The following is a 21,739-nucleotide window of genomic DNA, read 5'->3' on the forward strand; positions in this document are numbered from 1 at the left end:
CGGGGGCGGAACCTTTGATTCTAAGCGCAATATCCCCGTAGATGGCCGTCCTCCGTTACCTGCAGCTCGATGTCTTCGCCCCCCGCCCCGGCACCGGCAACCCGTTGGGCGTCATCCTGGACGCCGACGGGCTCCCCAGCAGCCAGATGCAGGCCCTGGCCGCCTGGCTGAACCTGTCCGAGACGGTGTTCTTCCTGCGCCCCAGCACGCCGGGCGCCGACTACCACATCCGCATCTTCACCCCGACCCGCGAGCTGGCCTTCGCCGGCCACCCCAGCGTCGGCGCCGCCTGGGCGGCGGTGACCTGCGGCCTGGCGCAACCGCACGACGGTGCCCTGCTGCAGCAATGTGCGGCGGGGTTGCTGCCGGTACGGGTGAGCGGCCCGGTCGAGGCACTGCAGATCCAGCTGGCCAGCCCACCGGCGCGGCAACTGGACACAGCGGCCGACGGAGCGCCCGAAGCGCTGCTGGCGCTGGCCGACAGCGGGCACGTGCCCGAACTGTGGGACAACGGCGCACGCTGGTGGCTGTTGCCGCTGCGCGACGCCGCCGCCGTACGCAACCTGGTGCCGGACATGGCCACGCTGGCCGACTGGAGCCTCGCCACCGACGCGACCGGTGTGGCCGTGTTCACCGACGAGGCCGGCGACGACCACACCCGGGTGGTGCGCGCCTTCTGCCCCGCTGATGCAGCCGCCGTGCCCGAGGATCCAGTGACCGGCAGCGCCAATGCGCTGATCGGTGTCTGGCTGCGCCAGCGCAATGCCCTGCCCGGCCGCGAGGGCCGCTACGTCGCCAGCCAGGGCCGCGAAGTCGGCCGCGATGGTCGCGTACAGGTCGAGGTTGATGCGCAGGGCACGGTGTGGATCGGCGGCCAGGTGCAGTGCGTGATCGACGGCAGCATCCATTGGTAGCACCGGGCCACGCACGGCGAATGCCGCGCACGGTCGCCGGGCATGGCCCGGCGCTACCGTATCCCCTCTCGTTTTACGGAGTTTGCCCCCTATGACCACCCGCCGTTTCCTGCAGCTGGACGTGTTCTCCCCGCGCGCCGGCGCTGGCAATCCGCTGGCCGTGGTACTCGATGCCGAGGGCCTGGACGACGCCAGCATGCAGGCCATCGCGCGCTGGACGCGCCTGCCCGAAACCACCTTCGTGTTCCCGCCGCAGGTGCCGGGCGCCAGCTATCGATTGCGCATGTTCAGCCCGCAGAAGGAAGTACCGTTCGCGGGCCATCCCAGCGTCGGTACCGCGCACGCGGTGCTGCAGGCGGGCCTGGCCGCAGCGGTCGACGGCGTGCTGGTGCAGGACGGCATTGCCGGCGCGCTGCCGCTGCGCGTCAGCGGTGAGGGTACGCAGCAGCGCATCGCCATCCGCACCCCGCGCGCGCAGCTGGCCGAAACCGCTGAGGCCACCGATCCGCGCCTGCAGGCCGCGCTGAAGGACTGGCCGCTGGGCACACTGCCGCCGGCACGCATGCAGGGCGGCCGCAGCTGGTGGGTGGTGCAGGTGGCCGACGAGGCCGCATTGCGCGTGCTGCAGCCAGACTGGGATGCAGTGGCCGCACTGGCTGAATCCACCGACAGCATGGGCGTGTTCGCCTATGCCTTCAGCGATGGCAGCGAGGGTTTCGACCTGGCCGTACGTGCCTTCGTCGGCAATGGACGCCGCTTCGAGGACGCCGCCTCGGGTGCGGCCAATGCGGTGCTGGCCGCGTGGCTGGACCTGCGTGACGCGCTGCCGCGTGGACGGACGCCGTTTGAAGTCAGCCAGGGCCGCGAAGTCGGCCATGACGCGCGCCTGACCCTGCTGGTCGACCAGGACGGCGAGGTCTGGTCTGGCGGGCAGGTGCAGACGGTGATCAGCGGCACCATCGATTGGTAAACACCATCGAGGTGGAGCCGAAGGCAGCGGCAGGAGCCGCTGCCAACGTCGGACGCGACGGCCCGGAGGGTGGCGGCCAGGAAGGCCGCCATAACGCTGGCCGGCTGTTACCTGGACCTCGAGATCATGCGGTTGCCGGCCAGCGGCCGGCACTACCCTCAGCCCAGCTCGGCTTCCAGGCTGATCGGCACCGCGCTCAGCGCCTTGGACACCGGGCAGTTCTGCTTGGCGTCATCGGCAATCGCACGGAACTGCGTCGCGTCGATACCCGGCACCACTGCCTTCACCTTCAGCCGGATCTGCGACAGCTGCGGGCCGCCCTCCAATGACAGATCTACCTTGGCTTCGGTATCCAGCGAGGTCGGGGTAAAGCCGGCTTCGCCGAGCTTGGCCGACAGCGCCATGGTGAAGCAACCGGCGTGCGCAGCAGCGATGAGCTCTTCCGGATTGGTGCCCTTTTCGTCGCCGAAACGGCTGTTGAAGCCGTAGCGTGTCTTGTCCAGCAGCCCGCTCTGCGGCGTGCTCAGCTGCCCCTTGCCCGACTTCAGATCGCCTTCCCAGTGCGCGGTGGCGTGTCGCGAGATTCCCATGTGCTGCTCCTGCGTGACGGTGATGAACGGTCACCCTCGCACGGGAGGCGTTAGCCCTGCGTCGCTCCGCCGCACGCCGCAGGTCGCCTTCCGAACCCGGCGCGTGGACACTTTCTCACCAGCCGGAAACGCATTTTTCTCTTGTTTTCAGTGGTTTCGCGCATTCCGCCGATGGGCGGGCGTGGGCCGTAGCGCGCGTTGCCACACCCCCGTCCCCCACGGCGCGCCATGTACTGAATCGGCCTGGATATGAAAAAACATGCACTTTCCGCGCTTCGGGCTATTGGCGGCGCCCAAGAGTTGCCCTACATTGCGCTTGCCGACGGGGTTCGGCGCCGACCAAACAACCAACCGTTCACGGAACAGGAAACCATGGCAAAGACCGCTAAGAAGGCTGCCCCGAAGAAGGCAGTGAAGAAAGTCGCGACGAAGGCAGCCGCCAAGCCGGCCGCTCCGAAGCCGATCAAGGAAGTGCTGACCAAGTCCGGCCTGGTTGCACACATCGCTGAAGCCTCCGGCGTCGTCGCCAAGGACGTCCGCGCTGTGCTGGCCTCGCTGGAAAGCGCCGTTGCCTCCTCGGTGCACAAGAAGGGCGCTGGCTCCTTCACCCTGCCGGGCCTGCTGAAGATCACCACCGTCAATGTGCCGGCCAAGCCGAAGCGCAAGGGCATCAACCCGTTCACCAAGGAAGAGCAGTGGTTCGCTGCCAAGCCGGCCACCACCAAGCTGAAGGTGCGTCCGCTGAAGAAGCTGAAGGACGCCGCGCTGTAAGCGCGCGCCCCAACGCGGATTCCGACGGGACGGCTCTGGCCGTCCCGTTTTCTTTTGCACGTTCCCGGCAGCAGGTCCACGCCACGCGTGGATGCGCCGCCCCGGGGCATCCGCAACACAGCGTTGCCGCATACTGGAAAATCCCCGTTCAAGCCCGTCGCCATTAGCCAGGCGCGGCCTGGGCAGGCCCTGGAACGTACCGGGTGGAACACTGCGTGCAGCCCCGGCCATCGCCGCCGGGCACGGCCTTGCCTAAGGTGGGCGCATCCTCCACAGCAACGGCGAGCATCCCCTCATGGCCAGCCCCTCCACCCGCTACCGGATCTCGGTGACCCCCATCGAAAAGGACGGGTTGCAGTGCACCGGGCGCTGCACCATCGAACTGGAGCATCGCGCCAGCCGCGACCTGATGCGCCTGCTGGAAGCGGCGCCACGCACCGCTGGCATCAGCGGTGATGAACGCGCGACCCTGGTGATCGCCACCCAGCTGCTGCGCGACATCGTGCAGCGCCACGCAGAGACCGATGGACATGCGTTGGCCGCCATCGCCGGGCAGGTGCTGCCGGCACTGGATGCGCTGGAGCAGTTGCCCTCCTCCCGCTGATTCCCGCGCAGCCGATACACTGTCTCCCCCACATCGCCTCGGGGAGGAGGCATGCGCAGGACGCTTTTCCTGATCGTGCCCCTGGCGCTGCTCGGCTGCTCCAAGCCTGCGGCAGCGCCTGATGTTGCGCCAGCGCCGGCTGTCGCCAGCGCCGGAACGCAGGGCATTACCAGCACCGAAGCGGCGTCCCTGCAGACACCGGCGATCGATCCGCTGTTCGCTGCGGTCGCTGCCGACGCCCAACCACCATCGGTGATGCTCAACCGCTACGTGATCGCGCTGCTCAACCGCAACCGCAGCGCCAGCGATGCGGCATGGGCGATTCCACCGGCCGACCCGCACCGCGCAGATGACGCTGCCATACGCCAGCTGCAGGGCGTGCGTACGCTGCGGCTGGACAGCGAGCCCCCGGTGGCACGCGACGGCCAGCATCCTCCCAAGCTGCTGGAGGTGCCGGTGCGGATCCGCGCGGTCACCACGCAAGGCACCTTCCGCTTCGGCGGCTGGTACCGCGTGCAGCCCAGTGCTGATGGCCGCGGCTGGCAGATCCAGTCGGCGCAACTGCGGCCAACGCTGGACTGAACCATTGCAGCGGCATGCACGCGCGATTCAGCCGCCCCGGCTACTCTTTCCTCCATCCTTTCCCAGTCCAGCGGTCACCGCCATGCGCCTGCGTTCCCTGATGACCCGCCTCGCCGCCTCCACCGTGCTGATCGCCGCCGCGATCGGCGCGCAGGCCGCCCCATCCATTTCCGGCCGCGAACTGTCGGTCGGCGCCAGCGATGTGCAGCAGTATCTCGATGGCAGCTTCCCGCGCACCCAGGACGCGTTGGGCGGACTGATCGCCCTCACCATGAGCCACCCCCAGCTGAGCCTCCCGGCCGGCGAGCGCTTGAACCTTGGCATGGACGTGGCACTGGCCACTGCCGGTGGCAATCCGGCCAAACTGGGTACGGTGAAGCTCAGCAGCGGCCTGCGCTACGACGCGCAGACCCAGGGATTCCACCTGCAGCAGCCGAGCGTGGATGACTTCACACCGGCCAACCAGGGCGGTCGTCTCGACTCCCGTACCCGTGGCCTGCTAAACGCCTGGCTGAGCGACTACGCCCAGCGGGAGCCGATCTACAAGCTGGACCCGGCCGTGGCCGGCGTGCTTGGCGCGCTGCAGGTGCAATCGGCACAGGTGAAGAACGGCAAGCTGGTGGTCACCTTCAACCAGAACCTGGGCAACCTGGTGCCGGCAGGCGTGCTGGGCAAGTAAGGTGGTGCCGGCCAGCGGCCGGCACTACCGGCAGCGCATCAGGCGGCGAGTGCCTTGACCACCGCCTCACTGAAGGCTGGGATGTCGTCCGGCTTGCGGCTGGTGATCACGTTGCCGTCGACCACGACCTCGGCATCGCGCCAGTTCGCCCCCGCATTGGTCAGATCCTGCTGCAGGGACGGCCAGGACGTCAGCTCGCGGCCATCGGCGAGGCCACTGTTGATCAGCAGCCACGGGCCATGGCAGATCGCCGCCACAGGCTTGCCGGCTTCGTCTACTGCGCGGACGAAGCCGAGTACAGCCTCGTCGATACGCAGCGTGTCCGGATTGATGACCCCTCCCGGCAGCACCAGGGCATCGAAGCTGGCCGGATCGGCCTCATCCAGCGGAATATCCACTGCAACGGCGTCGCCCCAGTCCTTCTCTTTCCAGCCCTTGATCGTCGCCTCCTTTGCAGGCGACACGACGCTGACGCGCGCGCCTTCGGCTTCCAGCAGACGCTTGGGTTCGGTCAGTTCGGACTGTTCAAAGCCGTGGGTGGCAAGGATGGCAATCTGCTTGCCCTTCAATCGTTCTGCCATGGGTGCACTCCGGTTGGGGGTGCCGACAGAATGGAAGAACGGCCCTTGCACGGCGGTGACCCTGCCGTGCACGGCAGGTGGAGAGCCTCCGGGTGGTGCCGGCCGCTGGCCGGCACCTGGATTGCGCCTTGCCGGCCAGCGGCCGGCACTACCCGGTACCGGTCAGCGCTTGGGCTGCAGCATGGTGCCGGTGCACTTGGGCGAGCCGCAGCGGCACTCCCAGATCTTCTTCAGCTTGGCGGTGTGACGCTCGGCCAGGGTGATGCCGTAGTTGTAGGTCAGCTCTTCGCCGGCCTTGATGTCACGCAGCGCCTCGATGAACACCTTGTCGCCACGGCTGTCACCGTCCTCGTCTTCCTCGATCACCGCCTCGCAGTTCGGGTCGCAGCTGTGGTTGATCCAGCGCGCATCGTTGCCCTTGTAGTTGGCATCGATCACCCAGTCATCGTTGAGGGTGAACAGGAAGGTATGGCCGCTTTCAACGTCGCCGCTATCATCGGCATCAACGTCGCCGTGGCTGCGCAGCAGGCCCTTGTACTGGATCACGCGCTCGCCCTGCTTGATCGGGGCCACGGCGAACACGCCGTTGCCATGGATGGCGGACTTGCGGGCTTGGATCTTCTTCGGCATCGGCACGGGCTGTTTGCAGCGGATGGAACCGGGATTCTCGCCCATTCCGGGTGATTGCGAAAATCACCCCGTTGGCGCAGCATGGCGCCCCGGCGGTGGCCCCGGTGCGTCGTCCCGGTCCGTCCCAGCGCCGGCTGAATGCCCGGGTTGGATGCCGGCGAATAAAAGCGTACAATTTCAGTCCGCTTTAAGAACCGCTCGCATTCCCATGTTGCGTGTCACCAAGCTCACCGATTACGCCACCGTGGTGCTGACCGTGCTTGCCGCCCGTCCGGGCGAGGTGCTCAGTGCCACTGAGCTGGCCGAATTCACCGGCCTGGAGCCGCCCACCGTCAGCAAGGTGCTCAAGCCGCTGGCGCAGGCCGGCCTGGTCGAAGGCCTGCGCGGTGTCCGTGGCGGCTACCGCCTGACCCGCCCGGCCATCGAGATCTCGCTGTTCGAAGTGGTCGAAGCGATGGAAGGGCCATTGGCCCTGACCGAATGCAGCCACGACCACCACCAGTGCGGCATGGCGCCCAAGTGCGGCGCGCGCAGCAGCTGGCGGCTGATCAACGACGTGGTCTCCGAGGCCCTGCGCGATGTCACCCTCGCCCAGATCCTGCCCCCTCTTCCCCTTGCCGATGACGAACAGCGCCGCACCATCGCTGTCGACGTCGTCTCCTGATCCACAGGCAGCCCCCCATGGCCACCGAAACCATCGAAAACGTCGCCCACGACGACACCCCCAACCGCGAGATCCACGAGCAGCTCGGTCGCAAGTATTCGGCCGGCTTCATCACCGAGATCGAATCGGACTCCCTGCCGCCGGGCCTGGACGAGGACACCATCCGTGCCCTGTCGGCCAAGAAGGACGAGCCGGAGTGGATGACGCAGTGGCGCCTGGACGCCTACCGCCACTTCCTGACCATGCCGATGCCGGACTGGGCCAAGCTGGAGATCGCGCCGATCGACCTGCAGGCGCTCAGCTACTACTCCGCGCCCAAGGGCCCGAAGTACGCCTCGCTGGATGACGTGCCAAAGGAACTGCTCGACACCTACGACAAGCTGGGCGTGCCGCTGCACGAGCGTGCCAAGCTGGCAGGCGTGGCGGTGGACGCGGTGTTCGACTCGGTGTCCGTCGGTACCACGTTCCGCAAGGAACTGGCCGAGAAGGGCATCATCTTCTGCTCGATGTCCGAGGCCATCAAGGAACATCCGGAACTGGTCCGCCAGTACCTGGGCACCGTGGTCCCGGTAGGCGACAACTACTTCGCCGCGCTCAATTCGGCGGTGTTCTCCGACGGCAGCTTCGTGTTCATTCCCAAGGGCGTGCGTTGCCCGATGGAACTGAGCACCTACTTCCGCATCAATGCCGGCCACACCGGCCAGTTCGAGCGCACCCTGATCGTGTGCGAGGACAAGGCCTACGTGTCCTACCTGGAAGGCTGCACCGCGCCGATGCGCGACGAGAACCAGCTGCACGCGGCGGTGGTCGAGCTGGTCGCGCTGGAAGACGCGGAGATCAAGTACTCCACCGTGCAGAACTGGTACCCGGGCGACGAGAACGGCGTCGGCGGCATCTACAACTTCGTCACCAAGCGTGCCGAATGCCGTGGCGCGCGCAGCAAGGTCACCTGGACCCAGGTCGAAACCGGTTCGGCGATCACCTGGAAGTACCCGTCCTGCGTGCTGCTCGGCGACGACTCGGTCGGTGAGTTCCACTCCGTGGCGCTGACCCATCACCGCCAGCAGGCCGACACCGGCACCAAGATGATCCACGTCGGCAAGCGCACCAAGAGCAAGATCGTCAGCAAGGGCATCAGTGCCGGCCGTGGCCAGAACACCTACCGCGGCCTGGTGCGGGTGGACCGCAACGCCGATGGCGCGCGCAACTACACCCAGTGCGATTCGCTGCTGATCGGCAAGCAGTGCGGCGCGCACACCTTCCCCTACATCGAGGTGAAGAACCCGGGCGCCACCGTCGAACACGAGGCCACCACCTCGAAGATTTCCGACGACCAGCTGTTCTACTGCCGCGCCCGTGGCATCAGCCAGGAAGACGCGGTGTCGATGATCGTCGACGGCTTCTGCAAGCAGGTGTTCCGCGAACTGCCGATGGAGTTCGCGGTGGAGGCCAAGAAGCTGCTGGAAGTCTCGCTGGAAGGAAGCGTCGGATGATGCGTACGTCTTTGCCCGCACTGTTGCTGCTGGGCCTTTCGCCCTGGGCCTTCGCCAACGCGTCCTGCACCCCCGAAGACCTGGTGGGTGCCACCCCGGTCAAATTGCCCGCCAGCACGGTCATCTCCGCGCCGAAAGAATTTTCGATAGTGCTGACAACGCAGCAGGACGGCAGCTTCGGCGCGATCCGGGCTCGCCTGAGCTCGGGCAACCGTGAGCTGGATCGCGCCGCTGCCGAATCCATCCGACAGGCCTCCCTCGCAGTCTCCTGCCTGCAAGAACCCGGTGAAGAGATCATCGTGGTTTTCTCCGCCCTCCCCGCTCAACCTGGGCAGCCCGGCAACGGCACGGTGCAGATCGTCCGCATCGACCCCGCAGCCCCGAAACCTACCAAGCCATGACCATGCTGAAGATCGAAAACCTCCACGCCCGCATCGGCGACAAGGAAATCCTCAAGGGCCTGTCGCTGGATGTTAAGCCCGGCCAGGTGCACGCCATCATGGGCCCCAACGGCGCCGGCAAGTCCACCCTGGGCAATGTCCTGGCCGGCCGTGACGGCTATGAAGTGACCGAAGGCAGCGTGCAGTTCGACGGCAGCGACCTGCTCGACCAGGACCCGGAAGCCCGCGCCGCCGCCGGCCTGTTCCTGGCGTTCCAGTACCCGGTGGAAATCCCGGGTGTGAACAACACCTACTTCCTGCGCGCCGCGCTGAACGCGCAGCGCAAGGCGCGTGGCGAGGACGAACTGGACTCCATGCAGTTCCTCAAGCTGGTGCGCCAGAAGCTGGCCGTGCTGCACCTGAAGGACGAGCTGCTGCACCGTGGCGTCAACGAAGGCTTCTCCGGTGGCGAAAAGAAGCGCAACGAGATCTTCCAGCTGGCCGTGCTCGAGCCGAAGCTGGCGATCCTGGACGAAACCGATTCGGGCCTGGACATCGACGCGCTGAAGAGCGTGGCCGACGGCGTCAACGCGCTGCGTGCCGCCGACCGTTCGTTCCTGGTCATCACCCACTACCAGCGCCTGCTGGACTACATCAAGCCGGACGTGGTGCACGTGCTGGCCGATGGCCGCATCGTCAAGACCGGTGGCCCGGAACTGGCGCTGGAACTGGAAGCGCACGGCTACGATTTCCTCAAGGATCGCGTGGTGCGCGAGGCGGCGGTCTGATGAGCGCCCTGCTCGACTCCATGGCCCAGGCCTTCTGCGGCAGCGACGCGCGCCGCGAAGTGCTGGACGCGGCCCTGCGTGACGGCCTGCCGGCCGCGCGCAACGAAGCCTGGAAGTACACCTCGCTGCGCCAGCTGGAACGCCGTGCGTTCGCGGCTGCACCGCTGCAGGGCCCGGCGCTGGACGCCGCGCTGCTGGAGGACATCCCGGCACCGCGCCTGGTGTTCGTCAACGGCCGCCTGGATGCCGCGCTGAGCGACGTGCAGGTCCTGCCGGACGGCGTGCAGCTGCAGCCGCTGTCGGCCGCACTGGCCTCCGGCGAAGACGCCGTGCGTTTCCTTGGGCGCCGCTACGAGCGCAGCGAAGAGATCTTCGCTCGCCTGAATGCCGCGCTGGCCGATGAAGGCGTGGTGCTGCGCGTGGACGAAGGCGTGCAGGTCGAAGCGCCGCTGCAGCTGGTGTTCGCCAGCGTCGCCGGCGATACCGACCTGGCCTGGCACCACCGCCACCTGATCGAACTGCGTGCCGGCGCCAGCCTGGGCGTGGTCGAGCACCGCCTCAGCGTCGGCGATTCGGCGCACCTGGACAACACCGTGCTGCACGCCCATGTCGCCCGCGATGCCGTGCTCAAGCACGCCCGCGTGCAGGCCGGCAGCGCGCGCCAGACCAGCTTCCTGCGTACCGACGCGGTGCTGGCCCGCGACGCGCAGTACCACCGCGTCGACCTGGAACTGGGCGCAGCACTCAGCCGCCACGAACTGAACGTGCGCCTGGAAGGCGACAACGCCCAGCTGACCGCCAACGGCGTACTGCTCGGCAATGGCCGACGCCACGTCGAGACCCGCCTGGGCATCGACCACATCGCGCGCGATACGAGTTGCGAGCTGCTGTGGCGTGGCGTTGCCGCCAACCGCAGCCGCGTGGTGTTCCATGGTGGCATCCAGATCCGCGAAGGCGCCGACGGCACCGATGCGAACCTGTCCAACAAGAACCTGCTGCTGTCGGCCGACGCCGAGATCGATACCCAGCCGACGCTGGTCATCGACGCCGATGAAGTGAAGGCCGCGCATGGCGCCACCGTCGGCCAGCTCGATGCCAACGCGCTGTTCTACCTGCGCTCGCGCGGCCTGCCGCAGGCACAGGCGCAGGCACTGCTGAGCGCCGCGTTCTGCCACGAGCCGCTGAAGATCCTGCCGGAAGCCCTGCGCGAGCAGCTGGCACGCCGTTTGGACAAGGCCCTGGCCGAAGCGGGTGTGGCATGAACCTGTCCACCCCGCGCCCGATCGAAGAACGCACCGGCGCGCCCGATTGGGATCGCGTCCGCCTCGACTTCCCGCTGCTGATGCGTGAAGTGCACGGCAAGCCGCTGGTCTATTTCGACAATGCCAACACCGGCCAGAAGCCGGTGCAGGTGATCGGCGCGGTGGACGAGTTCTACCGCCGTTACAACGCCAACGTCAGCCGCGCGGTGCATGCACTGGGCAGCGAAGCCACCGACGCCTACGAAGGCGCGCGCAACAAGCTGGCACGCTTCCTCAACGTGCGCCCCAGCGACCTGGTGCTGTGCAGCGGCACTACCTTCGCCATCAACCTGGTGGCGTATTCGTGGGCCCTGCCGCGATTGAAGGCCGGCGACGTGATCCTGATCACGCGCATGGAACACCACGCCAACATCGTGCCGTGGCAGCTGGTCGCACAGCGTACCGGCGCCACCATCCGCGTGGCCGAGATCACGCCTGACGGCGCACTCGATCTGGATGCGCTGCGCGCGGCAATGACCCCGAATGTCAAGCTGCTGGCGGTCACCCACGTGTCCAACGTGCTGGGCACGGTCAACCCGGTGCGCGAGATCTGCCGTGAAGCGCGCAAGCGCGGCATCATCACCGTGGTTGATGGCTCGCAGGCCGTGCCGCACCGCAAGGTCGACGTGGCCGCGATCGGCTGTGACTTCTACGCCATCACCGGCCACAAAATGTGTGGTCCGACCGGCACCGGTGCGCTGTGGGCGCGCCGCGAGCACCTGGATGCGATGCCGCCGTTCCTTGGCGGCGGCGAGATGATCAAGGAAGTCAGCTTCGACGGCACCGTGTTCAACGATGCCCCGCACAAGTTCGAAGCCGGCACCCCGAACATCGCCGGCTTCATCGGCCTGGGCGTGGCCGCCGACTACCTGCAGCAGCTTGGCCAGGAGAACGTGGAGGCACGCGAGGCTGAACTGCTGGCGCATTTCACCGAAGAGCTGCGCCGCGTCGACGGTCTGCGCATCATCGGCGAAGCACCGGAGAAGGCCGCCGTGGTCTCGTTCCTGATCGACGGCGCGCATGCCCACGACCTGGCAACCCTGCTCGACCTGGAAGGCGTGGCGGTGCGCTCCGGCCAGCACTGCGCACACCCGCTGCTGCAGTACTTTGGTGTGGCGGCCACCTGCCGTGCCTCGCTGGCGTTCTACAACACGCACGCCGAGATCGAGCGGTTCATGACCGCGCTGACCAAGGTACGGAAGCTGTTGGGCTGAGCCGGCACACCGGGTCAGATCCCTTTCGCGATGCGAAAGGGCTCTGACCCCATCAGCATTCCCGACAGCCGCCGTTGCGACTGCAATGCCCGCCGGATCGCGACCAGATGAACCCGGCATACCGCCCGTAGCACACCGGGGTCAGATCCCTTTCGCGATGCGAAAGGGCTCTGACCCCACCAGCATTCCCGACAGCCGCCGTTGCGACTGCAATGCCCGCCGGATCGCCAGCAGATCCCCCGCCGGAATGCCCGCCTCGATGAACTCCACATAGCGCCTGCGCCGTTCATCCGCATCAGAACCCATCAGCTCGAATGCCGAATGCGGCTCGAGCAGCGCATTGGGCCTGCCACGCGCATTGGCGCGATAGCTGGACCAACGATAGTCGCCGGGATGCGCCACCTTCCCCGCCCGAACCGGGTTGAGCTCTATGTAGCGCTGGCAGGCCAGCAGATAGCGATCCGAATCCACCACCGTGGAGTGGAAGCGCCCTTCCCATAACGTGCCGGTGCGGCCCTGCCGTTCATTCACCCGACGTACGTAGGTCCGGCTCACGGCCTGCATCATCCGTGACAGCCCGCCGCAGACATCAGGCGTTGCCAGAAGATGGATGTGGTTGCCCATCAACACATAGGCGTGAACCCGGCAATGCTGCTGGTGCGCGTGATGACACAGCAGGCGAAGGTAGGCGACGTGGTCGCCATCGGTGAAGAACACGGGCTGGCGGTTGTTGCCGCGCTGGACGACATGTTGCGGATATCCGGGTGCATCGACCCGTCGTGGCCTCGGCATGGGCAGCTCCTGGTAACAGGGGGTCAGAGCCCTTCGCTGCGCAAAGGGATCCGACCCCGAGCATCTGCCGATTCCGCGCCCGTGCCAGTCGGTCCATGGCCTGCCGTTGGGTCAGTAGACGCCGGGGTCAGATCCCTTCCGCGTTGCGAAAGGGATCTGCCCCCTCCCCCATTTGCGCCCGCCCACACCCCACCTAGAATGGGGCCATGAGCACCCTGACCTTCCGCGCCGCCACGCCGGCCGACATCCCCGCCCTGATCGCCCTCGTCACCTCGGCCTACCGTGGCGACGCCAGCCGCGTCGGCTGGACCACCGAAGCCGACCTGCTGGATGGCGCCCGCATCGACGCCGAAGGCATCCAGGCCGACCTCGACCGCCCGCGCTCGACCATCCTGCTGGCCGAGCGCGGGGACCAGCTGGTGGCCTGCGCCCACGTCGCCGATGTCGACGGCAAGGGCTACTTCGGCATGTTCTCGGTCGATCCGGCCCAGCAGGGCGGCGGCGTCGGCAAGCAGCTGATGGACGCCGCCGAAGCACACGCCGCGCGCGAATGGAACGTACCGGTGATGCAGATGACCGTCATCGACGTGCGCGACGAGCTGATCGCCTTCTACGAGCGCCGCGGCTACAGCCGTACCGGCATCAAGAAGCCGTTCCCGTATGGCGACGAACGCTTCGGCATCCCCAAGCGCGACGACCTGCGCTTCGAGATCCTGGAAAAGCCGCTGAACGGAGCCGCCGCGTGAGCGAGGCCTGGACCTTTGTCTGTGCCGGCAACGAGCTGCTGCCGGGTGAAATGAAGAGCGTGTTCGACGAAGTGACCGGCACGCCGATCGTGGTATTCAACCTCGACGGCGAGCTGTACGCACTGGAAGACCAGTGCACGCATGAAGAGTTCGAACTGTCCTCGGGCGAGTTCAACACGACCGAAGGCAGCGTGGAGTGCGTGCTGCACGGCGCGCGTTTCGACGTTCGTGACGGCCGCGCCCTGTGTGCCCCGGCCTATACCCCGGTGCCCAAGTTTCCGGTGAAGCGCGAGCACGACGCGGTCTGGACCCGCGACGACCGGGATTGAGGCGGCGCTCGGCCCGGAGAGCCCCCAGAGGGCGCCTCGCGGGAGAGCATCCACCCATGGGGCGGATCCACTGAAGTGCACTGAGGGGCCCTCCAAGGCCCTTCCAGGCCATCCAGATCGGCAACCCGATTGCGCATATGCGAATCATTATCGTTGATGTTATTCTACGTAACATCTTCGTAACGACATCGCCCCTGCGCCATGGCTTCGCCCGCGCCCACCGCCACGCTGTGCCAGCTCGCCCGCCAAGGGTGGCCACTGCTCGTGGCCGTGCTGCTGACGTTGCTGCTGGGCTGGTCGGCCTTGCACGAGGGGCGTGGCGGCGATCCGGCTGCGCACGGCTGGCAGGCACACGCTGAAGATCTGCTGCAGGCGATGCCGCTGCCGCAACCGCCAGCCGACGAATGCCCGCAGCACGCCGCACCAGCACCGGAGCCTCCGTTTGATGGCGAGGGCACCTCGCCCTGCACCGGTCTGGTCCCTGCACGCGCCGCTCTGGTCGCGCGTATCCCGCTGTGGCGCTCCGATGCCCTGCGCTGGCAGTTGCATGATCCCGCGCTGCGGTTGAACCCCGGCCACGCACCGCCCGCACCGCACGCCAGCTGAGGCGCCCTGCGGCCGTTGCCGTGCGCCTGATTGCGTTTCCCGCCAGCCGAGCCTGGCTCGGCTCTACAGCACCCACCTCCCGCCTGTCGCCGCATGCCCATCTGCGCCGGCTCGCGCTCGCCCTTTCCCGATCCAAGCCACTACCCACCGCCATGACCCACATCACGTCCCGCAAGCACGCCCCGCGCGTTTCCCTGCTCGCCACCGCCACCCTGGCCGCGGGCTTTGCTCCGCTGGCTGCGCAGGCTGCCGACGGCGCCGACGCCGGTTCCCGCAACGCCACCGAGCTGGACAAGGTGCAGGTGCGCGGCAGCTGGTTCAACCCGTCCTCGCCGAAGTTCACCGCCGAGCTGCTGGACACCCCGAAGTCGGTGTCGATCGTGTCGGAGAAGCTGATCGCCGAAACCGGTGCGACCAACCTGCAGGATGCGCTGCGCATGGTGCCGGGCATCACCTTCGGTGCCGGCGAAGGCGGCAATCCGACCGGTGACCGCCCCTTCATCCGTGGCTTCGATTCGCAGAGCAACGTGTTCGTCGACGGACTGCGCGACGTCGGCTCGCAGACCCGCGAGATCTTCGACCTGGAGCAGGTGGAAGTGGTCAAGGGCCCGAGCTCGGCCTACGGCGGCCGTGACTCCGGTGGTGGCAGCCTGAACCTGGTGAGCAAGACGCCGAAGCTGAAGAACGAGACCAGCGCCAGCATGGGCATCGGCACCGACAGCTACGCGCGCGGCACGGTGGACGCCAACTACGTGCTGGGCGATGGCATCGCCGCCCGCCTGAACCTGATGAAGCACGAATCGGACATCGCCGGCCGCGACGCCGCCAACGTCAGCCGCTGGGGCATCGCGCCGTCGATCGCGTTCGGCCTGAACGGCCCGGCGCAGCTGATCGCCAGCCACTACCACATGCAGAGCGATGACCTGCCGGACGCGGGTGGCTTCCCCTACAGCAATCCGTTCTCCAGCGGCCCGAACGTGGCCAAGAACGGTGATGGCCGCCCGATGGTGCCGGACCGCAACAACTACTACGGCCTGGTCGACCGTGATTTCCAGCGCACCCGCGCCGACATCAGCACTCTGGACGCCAGCTACGACTTCGGTGGCCACAAGCTGCGCAACATCGCGCGCCTGGGCAACACCAGCAACGACTACCTGTGGACCCAGCCGGACGACAGCAAGGGCAACCCCAACCTGTACGGCACCTTGTGGCGTCGCACCAACACCCGTGCGGTCGACGTCAAGAGCTTCGCCGACCAGCTGGGCCTGACCGGTGCGTTCCAGACCGGCGCGCTCAAGCACAGCTACAGCGCGGGCGTGGAGTACAGCGACGAGAAGATGACCCGTGGCAGCTACCTGATGTCGCCGGGCACCGCCAATCCCCTTGAAAACAGCGCCAACAGCACTCGCTGCCAGGTGTCCGGCGCGGCCACCGGCTACAACTGCACCGACTTCAACAATCCGAACCCGAACGATCCGTGGGCGGCCGGTCAGATCGTCTATCGCAGCGACAAGGCACTGGACGTCGAGCAGCGCACCAAGACCACCTCGGCCTACGTGTTCGACACCATCGAGCTCAATGAGCAGTGGATGATCAACCTCGGCCTGCGCTACGACGACTTCCGTACCACCCTGACCACTCCGGTGGCCGGCAAGGCACCGACCCGCGTGCGCAACAGCAACGACTTCCTGAACTACCAGGCCGGCGTGGTGTTCAAGCCGGCCGCCAACGGCAGCATCTACCTGTCCTGGGGCACCTCCTCGACCCCGCCGGGCATGGACGGTGGCGACGGTTCGGACGGCCTGAGCGCCGCCGTGGCCGACCTCAAGCCGCAGGACACCAGGAACCTCGAGCTGGGCACCAAGTGGGACCTGTTCGACAAGCGCCTGAACCTGACTGCCGCGATCTTCCACACCGTGATGAACAACGCACGCGTGACCATCGACAACGGCACCAGCCAGAACGCCGGCAAGAAGGAAATCAACGGCTTCGAGCTGGGCTTCACCGGCCAGCTGACCGATGCCTGGAGCCTGTACGGCGGCTACACCTACCTGGACTCGGAACTGAAGGACAACGGTTTCGTCTGTGGCGCACCGGTGGGCCGCACCTGTCCGTCCAACGTCTACGTGCCGTCGCCGAACAACGGCAACGTGTTCCCGAACACCGCCAAGCACAGCGCCAACCTGTGGACCACCTACCGCTTCCCGATCGGCCTGACCATCGGCGCCGGTGCGTTCTACTCGGACAAGCAGTACGGTGACGTCGCCAACACCAAGTGGATTGCCAGCTACACCCGCTTCGACGCGATGGCCAGCTACGCGATCCAGGACAACATCAGCCTGCAGCTCAACGTGCAGAACCTGACCGACAAGACCTACTTCACCAAGGCCTATGCCTCGCACTACGCGAGCATCGCCCCGGGTCGCTCGGCCACCCTGGCACTGAACGTGAAGTTCTGATGTAACTGCGCTCCACCACGGCGGCAGGCTCTCCTGCCGCCGTTTTTGTTTCCGGCGATACTCACCCCATGGCAACCCGTACCCCCATCGACAGCGACGCTCTTGCCGCGCTGCTGCAGCACGATCCGCAGGCTGCCTTCGCACGCGTGCGCGACGCCGCGCAGGCCGGACAGGTCGAGGCACAACTGCTGCTCGCGCAGATGCACATGGAAGGCAAAGGCACCGCACAGGACGCCTCGGCGGCACGGCTCTGGTACGAGACCGCCGCCAACAACGGCGCGCCGATGGCGATGAACATGCTGGGCCGCTGCCACGAACTGGGCCAGGGCACCGCACCCGACCCGGTGCTGGCCGCGGTGTGGTACCGGCGCGCGGCCGACACCGGCCTGGACTGGGGCCTGTACAACCTGGCCAACCTGCTGGCCACCGGCCGCGGCGTGACCCAGGACCGCGCACAGGCACTGACCCTGTACACCCGTGCCGCACACCTGGGCCATGCCAAATCGATGAACCTGCTGGCCCGCCACCTCGAAGACGGGCTGGATACCGCACCCGATCCGCAGGCAGCGCTGGCCTGGTACCAGCGCGCGGCCGAAGCCGGTGATTTCCGCGGCCAGGCGAACTACGCCTCGATCCTGCTGCAGGCCGGACAGGTCGAGCAGGCCGTGCACTGGTTGCGGCTCGCACTGGCCCACGGCAGCCCGGCGTTCATGGCGCACATCGTGCCCGAACTGGCCGCGTCGCCGCATCCACAAGTGCGCGCCCTGGTCGCGCCGCCGTCCCTCTGAGGAGCCCCGCATGCTGCTGCACATCCCCGACATTCTCAGCGCCGACCAGGTGGCCGACTTTCGCCGCCGACTGGATGCCGCCGACTGGACCGATGGCCGCGAAACCGTCGGCCATCTGGGCGCGCAGGCCAAGCACAACCAGCAGCTGCCCGAGGGCTCACCGCTGCGCCGCGAACTGGGCGAGATCATCCTCGTCGCGCTGGCCCGGCACCCGCTGTTCTTCAGCGCCGCGCTGCCGCTGAAATACCTGCCGCCGCGCTTCAACCGCTACAGCGGTGGCGGCACCTATGGCTTCCATGTTGATGGCGCGGTGATGAACCTGGCCAACGGCGAACAGCTGCGTTCGGACATTTCCTGCACCCTGTTCCTGTCGGCGCCGTACGAGTACGAGGGCGGCGAACTGATCATCAGCGACACCTACGGCGAGCACGAAGTGAAGCTGCCGGCCGGCGACCTGATCGTGTACCCGTCCAGCAGCCTGCACCAGGTGCGCCCCGTCACCGCCGGCGCGCGCGTGGCCTCGTTCTTCTGGGTGCAGAGCATGGTCCGCGACGATGTGCAGCGCCGCCTTCTATGGGAAATGGACGGCTCGATCGAGCGCCTGCGGCAGACCGGCGGCGACGCCGAGGCGGTGCTGCAGCTGACCGGCGTGTACCACAACCTGCTGCGGCGCTGGAGCGAGGTCTGAGCCCCGTCCGGCTGGCCCGCGACATTTTGGCAATCATTCTCATTTGCAACGGCTAACAGCTCTCATTACAATCACGCCCCGTTGATGCCGGCCGCTGCCGGCAGACCCCTGGGGACCCCCTGCTTGCTGCGCCCGCTTCGCCCTCGTCCACTCATCCATCGCAAGATGGGCACCGCCATGCGCGGCCAGCGTCCTGCGCTGGCCAGCCTGCTGGCGTGGGTGGCGATGCTGGCCTTGCTGCTGGGCACCCTGCCGCTGCTGCCACACGGCCAGGCCGGAATGGCCGTGCAGATGCCGCTGGAAGAGCGCGGCGGCGAAGGCGCCTTGCAGGAAGAGGCACCGGCCAAGCTGCGCCGCTGTGCTGCCGCTCCGGTGAAATCAGCCGAGAAGGCACGCCCGCCGTTGCTGCTGGCCAGCCAATGGCTGCGCACCGAGCTTGAACTCATACCCGCCACGCCGGCCATGCCCGGCGTGCGCCCGGACTGGCCGCTGGCCGCTCCGGACACGCCCTGGGCCGATGCGCCCGGGCGCCGCCAGCAACGCGGCCAGGCGCCGCCGCTCGCCTGATTCACGGCCCCGCGTGACCGCCTGCGCGGTCGTGCCCGCGCGCCGCTGCCTGCTTCATCCCTGCCGCCCCTGACCGGGCCTCCCCGTGCATGCCGCGCCGTTCGCGCCTGGCATCGCACCACCCTGCATCCTTCGAGGTTACTGCCATGGCCCAGCGCCATCGTGTCCGTTCGTCCCTGTCCCGTACCCTGCTGACCAGCGCCGTGCTGGCGGCCATGACCGCCCCTGCCTTCGCCCACGGTGACGCTACCGGCGCGCCACAGACGCTGGACAAGGTGGTGGTCACCGCCTCCGGCTTCGAGCAGAAGGTGATCGATGCACCGGCCAGCATCAGCGTGGTCAGCCGCGAAGAACTCAGCAAGCGCCCCTACACCAACCTGGTCGACGCGCTGCGCGACGTCGAAGGCATCGACGTCGGCCTGGAGGCCACCGACAAGAACGGCCGCGCCACCATCTCCATGCGCGGCCTGCCGTCCGAATACACCCTGGTGCTGATCGACGGCCGCCGCCAGAGCAATGTCGGCCAGCTGTACCCGAACAATTTCGGTGGCGGCCAGTTCGCCTACCTGCCGCCGCTGGACGCGATCGAGCGCATCGAAGTCGTGCGCGGCCCGATGTCCACGCTGTATGGCTCGGACGCGATGGGTGGCGTCATCAACATCATCACCCGACGCAACCAGGACCGCTGGCACGGCGCCGTGACCCAGGGCTTCACCGTGCAGCAGGATGACCAGTTCGGTGATGCGCGCACCACCGACCTGTACCTCAGCGGCCCGCTGCTGAAGGACCGCCTCAGCCTGGCGGTGCGCGGCAGCTACTACGACGCCAAGGCCTCCAATCCGGAGTGGGACGCAGTGACCCTGCCCGACGGCAGCCTGTGGGAGCGCAGCATCGGCTTCGGCGGCGGTGGCAAGTCGGTGGCCAACACCAACTGGAATACCGGCGTGCGCCTGGACTTCCGGGTCAACGATGACCACGAACTGTGGCTGGACTACGACGTGTCGCGGCAGAAGTACGACAACAGCGAAGGCCAGACCGGCACGCTGGACAGCCTGGCCAGCCTGTGGCGCGTCGGCAATGCGGTCATCCCCAACCCGAACGGCAGCGGCACCGTCACCCGCCGCGTGGTGCAGCCGCGCGTCGGCTACACCGCCTACCAGCGCTACGAGCGCGATCAGCTGTCGCTGACCCACCAGGGCCGCTACAGCTTCGGCACCTGGCAGACCTCACTGACCCACAGCAAGAGCAGCAACCTGGGTCGTTCGCTGCCGCTGACCCTGGACGAGCGCGCCAACCTGCAGACGCTGTGGAATGACGTCTGCCGCCGCACCGGCGCCGCCAACAACTGTGCGGCCGGCCGTGGCAATGCCCTGGCCGCGCTCAACCCGAGCGAGATGGCGCGCCTGCAGGCGTTCCTGCCGCGTCCGCTGCGCACCATGGAACTGGAAGGCTACGTGCTCGACACGATGCTCGACCTCGACTTCGGCGCGCACAAGCTGACCGTCGGCGGCCAGTACAACGACACCGACATGATCGACGGCGTGTTCGGCATGGATGGCGCCGGTTATCGCAGCAACACCAGGCAGAAGCACCGCATGTGGGCGCTGTTCGCCGAGGACAACTGGGCGCTGACCGATACCCTCACCGCTACCTTCGGCCTGCGCTACGACGACCACAACGTGTTCGGCAGCCACGTCAGTCCGCGTGGCTACCTGGTGTGGAACGCCAGCGATGCGTGGACCTTCAAGGGTGGCGTCAGCACCGGCTACAAGACCCCGCGACCGGACCAGTTGTTCCCGGGCATCACCGGCTTTGGTGGCCAGGGCGTGCTGCCGCTGGTCGGTTCCCCGAACCTCAAGCCTGAAACCAGCACCAACTACGAGCTGGCCGCCTACTACGAAGGCCAGCGCTGGGGCTTCAACGTCACCGGCTTCTTCAACACGTTCGAAGACAAGATCGCCAGCGGCGGAACGTTCCCGAACTGCGAAGTGGCGCGCGCCGGCAGCGGCTACTGCGTGGACATCGGCCCAGGCTGGGCAGCACTGGGCTACAGCACCTTCACCCAGAGCGTGAACATCGACAAGGCCGAGACCCGCGGCGCGGAACTGGCCGGTCATGTCGACCTGCTCGACACCCTGCAGCTGCGCGGCAACTACACCTGGACCAGGAGCGAGCAGACCAGCGGCCCCGACAAGGGACGCCCGATCTCAGGCACCACGCCGGCAAAGCACATGGCCAACGCCAGCCTCAACTGGCAGATCAACGAAGCGATCAGCCTGTCGCTGATCGGCGAAGGCCGCTACGACCGCTATCGCGACACCCTCATCGACAGTGCCGGCGCCCGCCACGTGCGCTATTACGAGGACTACACGATCTTCCACCTGGGCGGCAGCTGGAAGGCCACGCCGTGGCTGACGGTCAACGCACGGGTCAACAACCTGTTCGACAAGGACTTCGTTTCGCAGTCGTGCCTGCTGCTCAATCCCAGCGAGTTCAGTTGCGTGGATGACTACGCGACCAAGGACCAGCGCCGCAGCTACTGGATCTCGCTCAACGCGAAGTTCTGATCGCCGCGCCCTGCTGTGGTGGGTGCCGACCTTGGT

General features: G+C 67.2%; 24 protein-coding genes. 20 read left to right on the forward strand and 4 right to left on the reverse strand.

Annotated elements, in window-relative coordinates; genetic code table 11:
• The first annotated feature begins 41 nt into the window (after positions 1-41).
• Together AC5P5R_RS01855 and AC5P5R_RS01860 are read left to right on the forward strand one after the other, a co-directional pair.
• Positions 42-914 (forward strand): PhzF family phenazine biosynthesis protein, encoded by an 873-nt coding sequence (locus AC5P5R_RS01855; RefSeq protein ID WP_164281461.1) that lies wholly within the window; start codon positions 42-44, stop codon positions 912-914.
• Between the two features lie 91 nt (positions 915-1,005).
• Complete coding sequence (locus AC5P5R_RS01860; protein WP_043034181.1) at positions 1,006-1,884, forward strand: PhzF family phenazine biosynthesis protein; 879 nt, start codon at positions 1,006-1,008, stop codon at positions 1,882-1,884.
• Between the two features lie 158 nt (positions 1,885-2,042).
• On the opposite strand, the gene AC5P5R_RS01865 is transcribed toward AC5P5R_RS01860, so the two are convergent.
• Positions 2,043-2,474, reverse strand: a complete 432-nt coding sequence (locus AC5P5R_RS01865; RefSeq protein ID WP_005408443.1) for an OsmC family protein — start codon at positions 2,472-2,474, stop codon at positions 2,043-2,045.
• A 372-nt stretch (positions 2,475-2,846) separates the two neighbouring features.
• Between AC5P5R_RS01865 and AC5P5R_RS01870 the strand changes: the two genes are divergently transcribed.
• From AC5P5R_RS01870 to AC5P5R_RS01885, 4 genes are all read left to right on the forward strand, one after another.
• Positions 2,847-3,245: an HU family DNA-binding protein gene (locus AC5P5R_RS01870; RefSeq protein ID WP_005408442.1), complete on the forward strand. Its 399-nt coding sequence runs from the start codon at positions 2,847-2,849 to the stop codon at positions 3,243-3,245.
• Between the two features lie 295 nt (positions 3,246-3,540).
• Entirely contained in the window at positions 3,541-3,849 is a 309-nt protein-coding gene (locus AC5P5R_RS01875; RefSeq protein WP_005408441.1) for a DUF3861 family protein, read from the forward strand.
• A gap of 51 nt (positions 3,850-3,900) precedes the next feature.
• Positions 3,901-4,431, forward strand: a complete 531-nt coding sequence (locus tag AC5P5R_RS01880) for a hypothetical protein (protein WP_043034182.1) — start codon at positions 3,901-3,903, stop codon at positions 4,429-4,431.
• Positions 4,432-4,513: 82 nt separating this feature from the next.
• The gene (locus tag AC5P5R_RS01885) at positions 4,514-5,110 is read left to right on the forward strand and encodes a YceB family lipoprotein (protein WP_005408439.1); all 597 of its coding nucleotides are present in this window, start codon (positions 4,514-4,516) and stop codon (positions 5,108-5,110) included.
• Between the two features lie 38 nt (positions 5,111-5,148).
• Here the strand turns inward: AC5P5R_RS01885 and AC5P5R_RS01890 are convergent, their stop codons facing one another.
• Both AC5P5R_RS01890 and AC5P5R_RS01895 read right to left on the reverse strand, forming a co-directional pair.
• Complete coding sequence (locus AC5P5R_RS01890) at positions 5,149-5,691, reverse strand: type 1 glutamine amidotransferase domain-containing protein (protein WP_012479370.1); 543 nt, start codon at positions 5,689-5,691, stop codon at positions 5,149-5,151.
• Positions 5,692-5,853: 162 nt separating this feature from the next.
• Positions 5,854-6,321, reverse strand: a complete 468-nt coding sequence (locus AC5P5R_RS01895) for an SET domain-containing protein (protein WP_012479369.1) — start codon at positions 6,319-6,321, stop codon at positions 5,854-5,856.
• Positions 6,322-6,529: 208 nt separating this feature from the next.
• Between AC5P5R_RS01895 and AC5P5R_RS01900 the strand changes: the two genes are divergently transcribed.
• From AC5P5R_RS01900 to AC5P5R_RS01925, 6 genes are read left to right on the forward strand one after another with little or no spacing between them, the layout of a single operon-like run.
• Positions 6,530-6,985: an SUF system Fe-S cluster assembly regulator gene (locus AC5P5R_RS01900; RefSeq protein WP_005408436.1), complete on the forward strand. Its 456-nt coding sequence runs from the start codon at positions 6,530-6,532 to the stop codon at positions 6,983-6,985.
• Positions 6,986-7,002: 17 nt separating this feature from the next.
• Complete coding sequence (gene sufB / locus AC5P5R_RS01905; protein ID WP_005408435.1) at positions 7,003-8,478, forward strand: Fe-S cluster assembly protein SufB; 1,476 nt, start codon at positions 7,003-7,005, stop codon at positions 8,476-8,478.
• On the forward strand, positions 8,475-8,879 hold the full coding sequence (locus tag AC5P5R_RS01910; RefSeq protein WP_043034183.1) for a hypothetical protein: 405 nt from the start codon (positions 8,475-8,477) through the stop codon (positions 8,877-8,879). Before sufB ends, AC5P5R_RS01910 begins: the two co-directional genes overlap by 4 nt.
• Positions 8,880-8,881: 2 nt before the next feature.
• Positions 8,882-9,646 carry a Fe-S cluster assembly ATPase SufC gene (gene sufC, locus AC5P5R_RS01915; RefSeq protein WP_043034184.1) on the forward strand — a complete coding sequence of 255 codons (765 nt, stop codon included), beginning with the start codon at positions 8,882-8,884 and terminating at the stop codon, positions 9,644-9,646.
• Entirely contained in the window at positions 9,646-10,908 is a 1,263-nt protein-coding gene (sufD, locus tag AC5P5R_RS01920) for a Fe-S cluster assembly protein SufD (RefSeq protein ID WP_043034185.1), read from the forward strand. The genes sufC and sufD overlap by 1 nt, the downstream gene beginning before the upstream one ends.
• Positions 10,905-12,161: a cysteine desulfurase gene (locus tag AC5P5R_RS01925; RefSeq protein WP_043034186.1), complete on the forward strand. Its 1,257-nt coding sequence runs from the start codon at positions 10,905-10,907 to the stop codon at positions 12,159-12,161. Before sufD ends, AC5P5R_RS01925 begins: the two co-directional genes overlap by 4 nt.
• Before the next feature lie 141 nt (positions 12,162-12,302).
• On the opposite strand, the gene AC5P5R_RS01930 is transcribed toward AC5P5R_RS01925, so the two are convergent.
• Positions 12,303-12,953 (reverse strand): transposase, encoded by a 651-nt coding sequence (locus AC5P5R_RS01930; RefSeq protein ID WP_099524193.1) that lies wholly within the window; start codon positions 12,951-12,953, stop codon positions 12,303-12,305.
• 206 nt (positions 12,954-13,159) lie between these two features.
• Here AC5P5R_RS01930 and AC5P5R_RS01935 point away from each other — a divergent pair, with 206 nt between their 5' ends.
• The 8 genes from AC5P5R_RS01935 to AC5P5R_RS01970 all read left to right on the forward strand — a co-directional run bounded on the left by AC5P5R_RS01935 (position 13,160) and on the right by AC5P5R_RS01970 (position 21,703).
• Positions 13,160-13,699 (forward strand): GNAT family N-acetyltransferase, encoded by a 540-nt coding sequence (locus AC5P5R_RS01935; RefSeq protein ID WP_005408429.1) that lies wholly within the window; start codon positions 13,160-13,162, stop codon positions 13,697-13,699.
• Positions 13,696-14,028: a non-heme iron oxygenase ferredoxin subunit gene (locus AC5P5R_RS01940; RefSeq protein WP_012479365.1), complete on the forward strand. Its 333-nt coding sequence runs from the start codon at positions 13,696-13,698 to the stop codon at positions 14,026-14,028. Before AC5P5R_RS01935 ends, AC5P5R_RS01940 begins: the two co-directional genes overlap by 4 nt.
• A 201-nt stretch (positions 14,029-14,229) precedes the next feature.
• Positions 14,230-14,634, forward strand: a complete 405-nt coding sequence (locus AC5P5R_RS01945) for a hypothetical protein (protein ID WP_005408427.1) — start codon at positions 14,230-14,232, stop codon at positions 14,632-14,634.
• 152 nt (positions 14,635-14,786) lie between these two features.
• On the forward strand, positions 14,787-17,093 hold the full coding sequence (locus tag AC5P5R_RS01950; RefSeq protein WP_033835561.1) for a TonB-dependent receptor: 2,307 nt from the start codon (positions 14,787-14,789) through the stop codon (positions 17,091-17,093).
• A gap of 68 nt (positions 17,094-17,161) precedes the next feature.
• A complete protein-coding gene (locus AC5P5R_RS01955) occupies positions 17,162-17,881 on the forward strand; it encodes a tetratricopeptide repeat protein (protein ID WP_012479363.1) in 720 nt (239 codons plus the stop codon).
• Between the two features lie 10 nt (positions 17,882-17,891).
• Positions 17,892-18,569, forward strand: a complete 678-nt coding sequence (locus AC5P5R_RS01960) for a Fe2+-dependent dioxygenase (protein WP_012479362.1) — start codon at positions 17,892-17,894, stop codon at positions 18,567-18,569.
• A 165-nt stretch (positions 18,570-18,734) separates the two neighbouring features.
• A complete protein-coding gene (locus AC5P5R_RS01965) occupies positions 18,735-19,136 on the forward strand; it encodes a hypothetical protein (protein WP_044569619.1) in 402 nt (133 codons plus the stop codon).
• A gap of 146 nt (positions 19,137-19,282) precedes the next feature.
• The gene (locus AC5P5R_RS01970; RefSeq protein WP_164281734.1) at positions 19,283-21,703 is read left to right on the forward strand and encodes a TonB-dependent receptor domain-containing protein; all 2,421 of its coding nucleotides are present in this window, start codon (positions 19,283-19,285) and stop codon (positions 21,701-21,703) included.
• The last annotated feature ends 36 nt before the right edge of the window (positions 21,704-21,739 follow it).

The sequence above is a fragment of the Stenotrophomonas sp. YJH_SMC_19 genome (assembly GCF_059367915.1).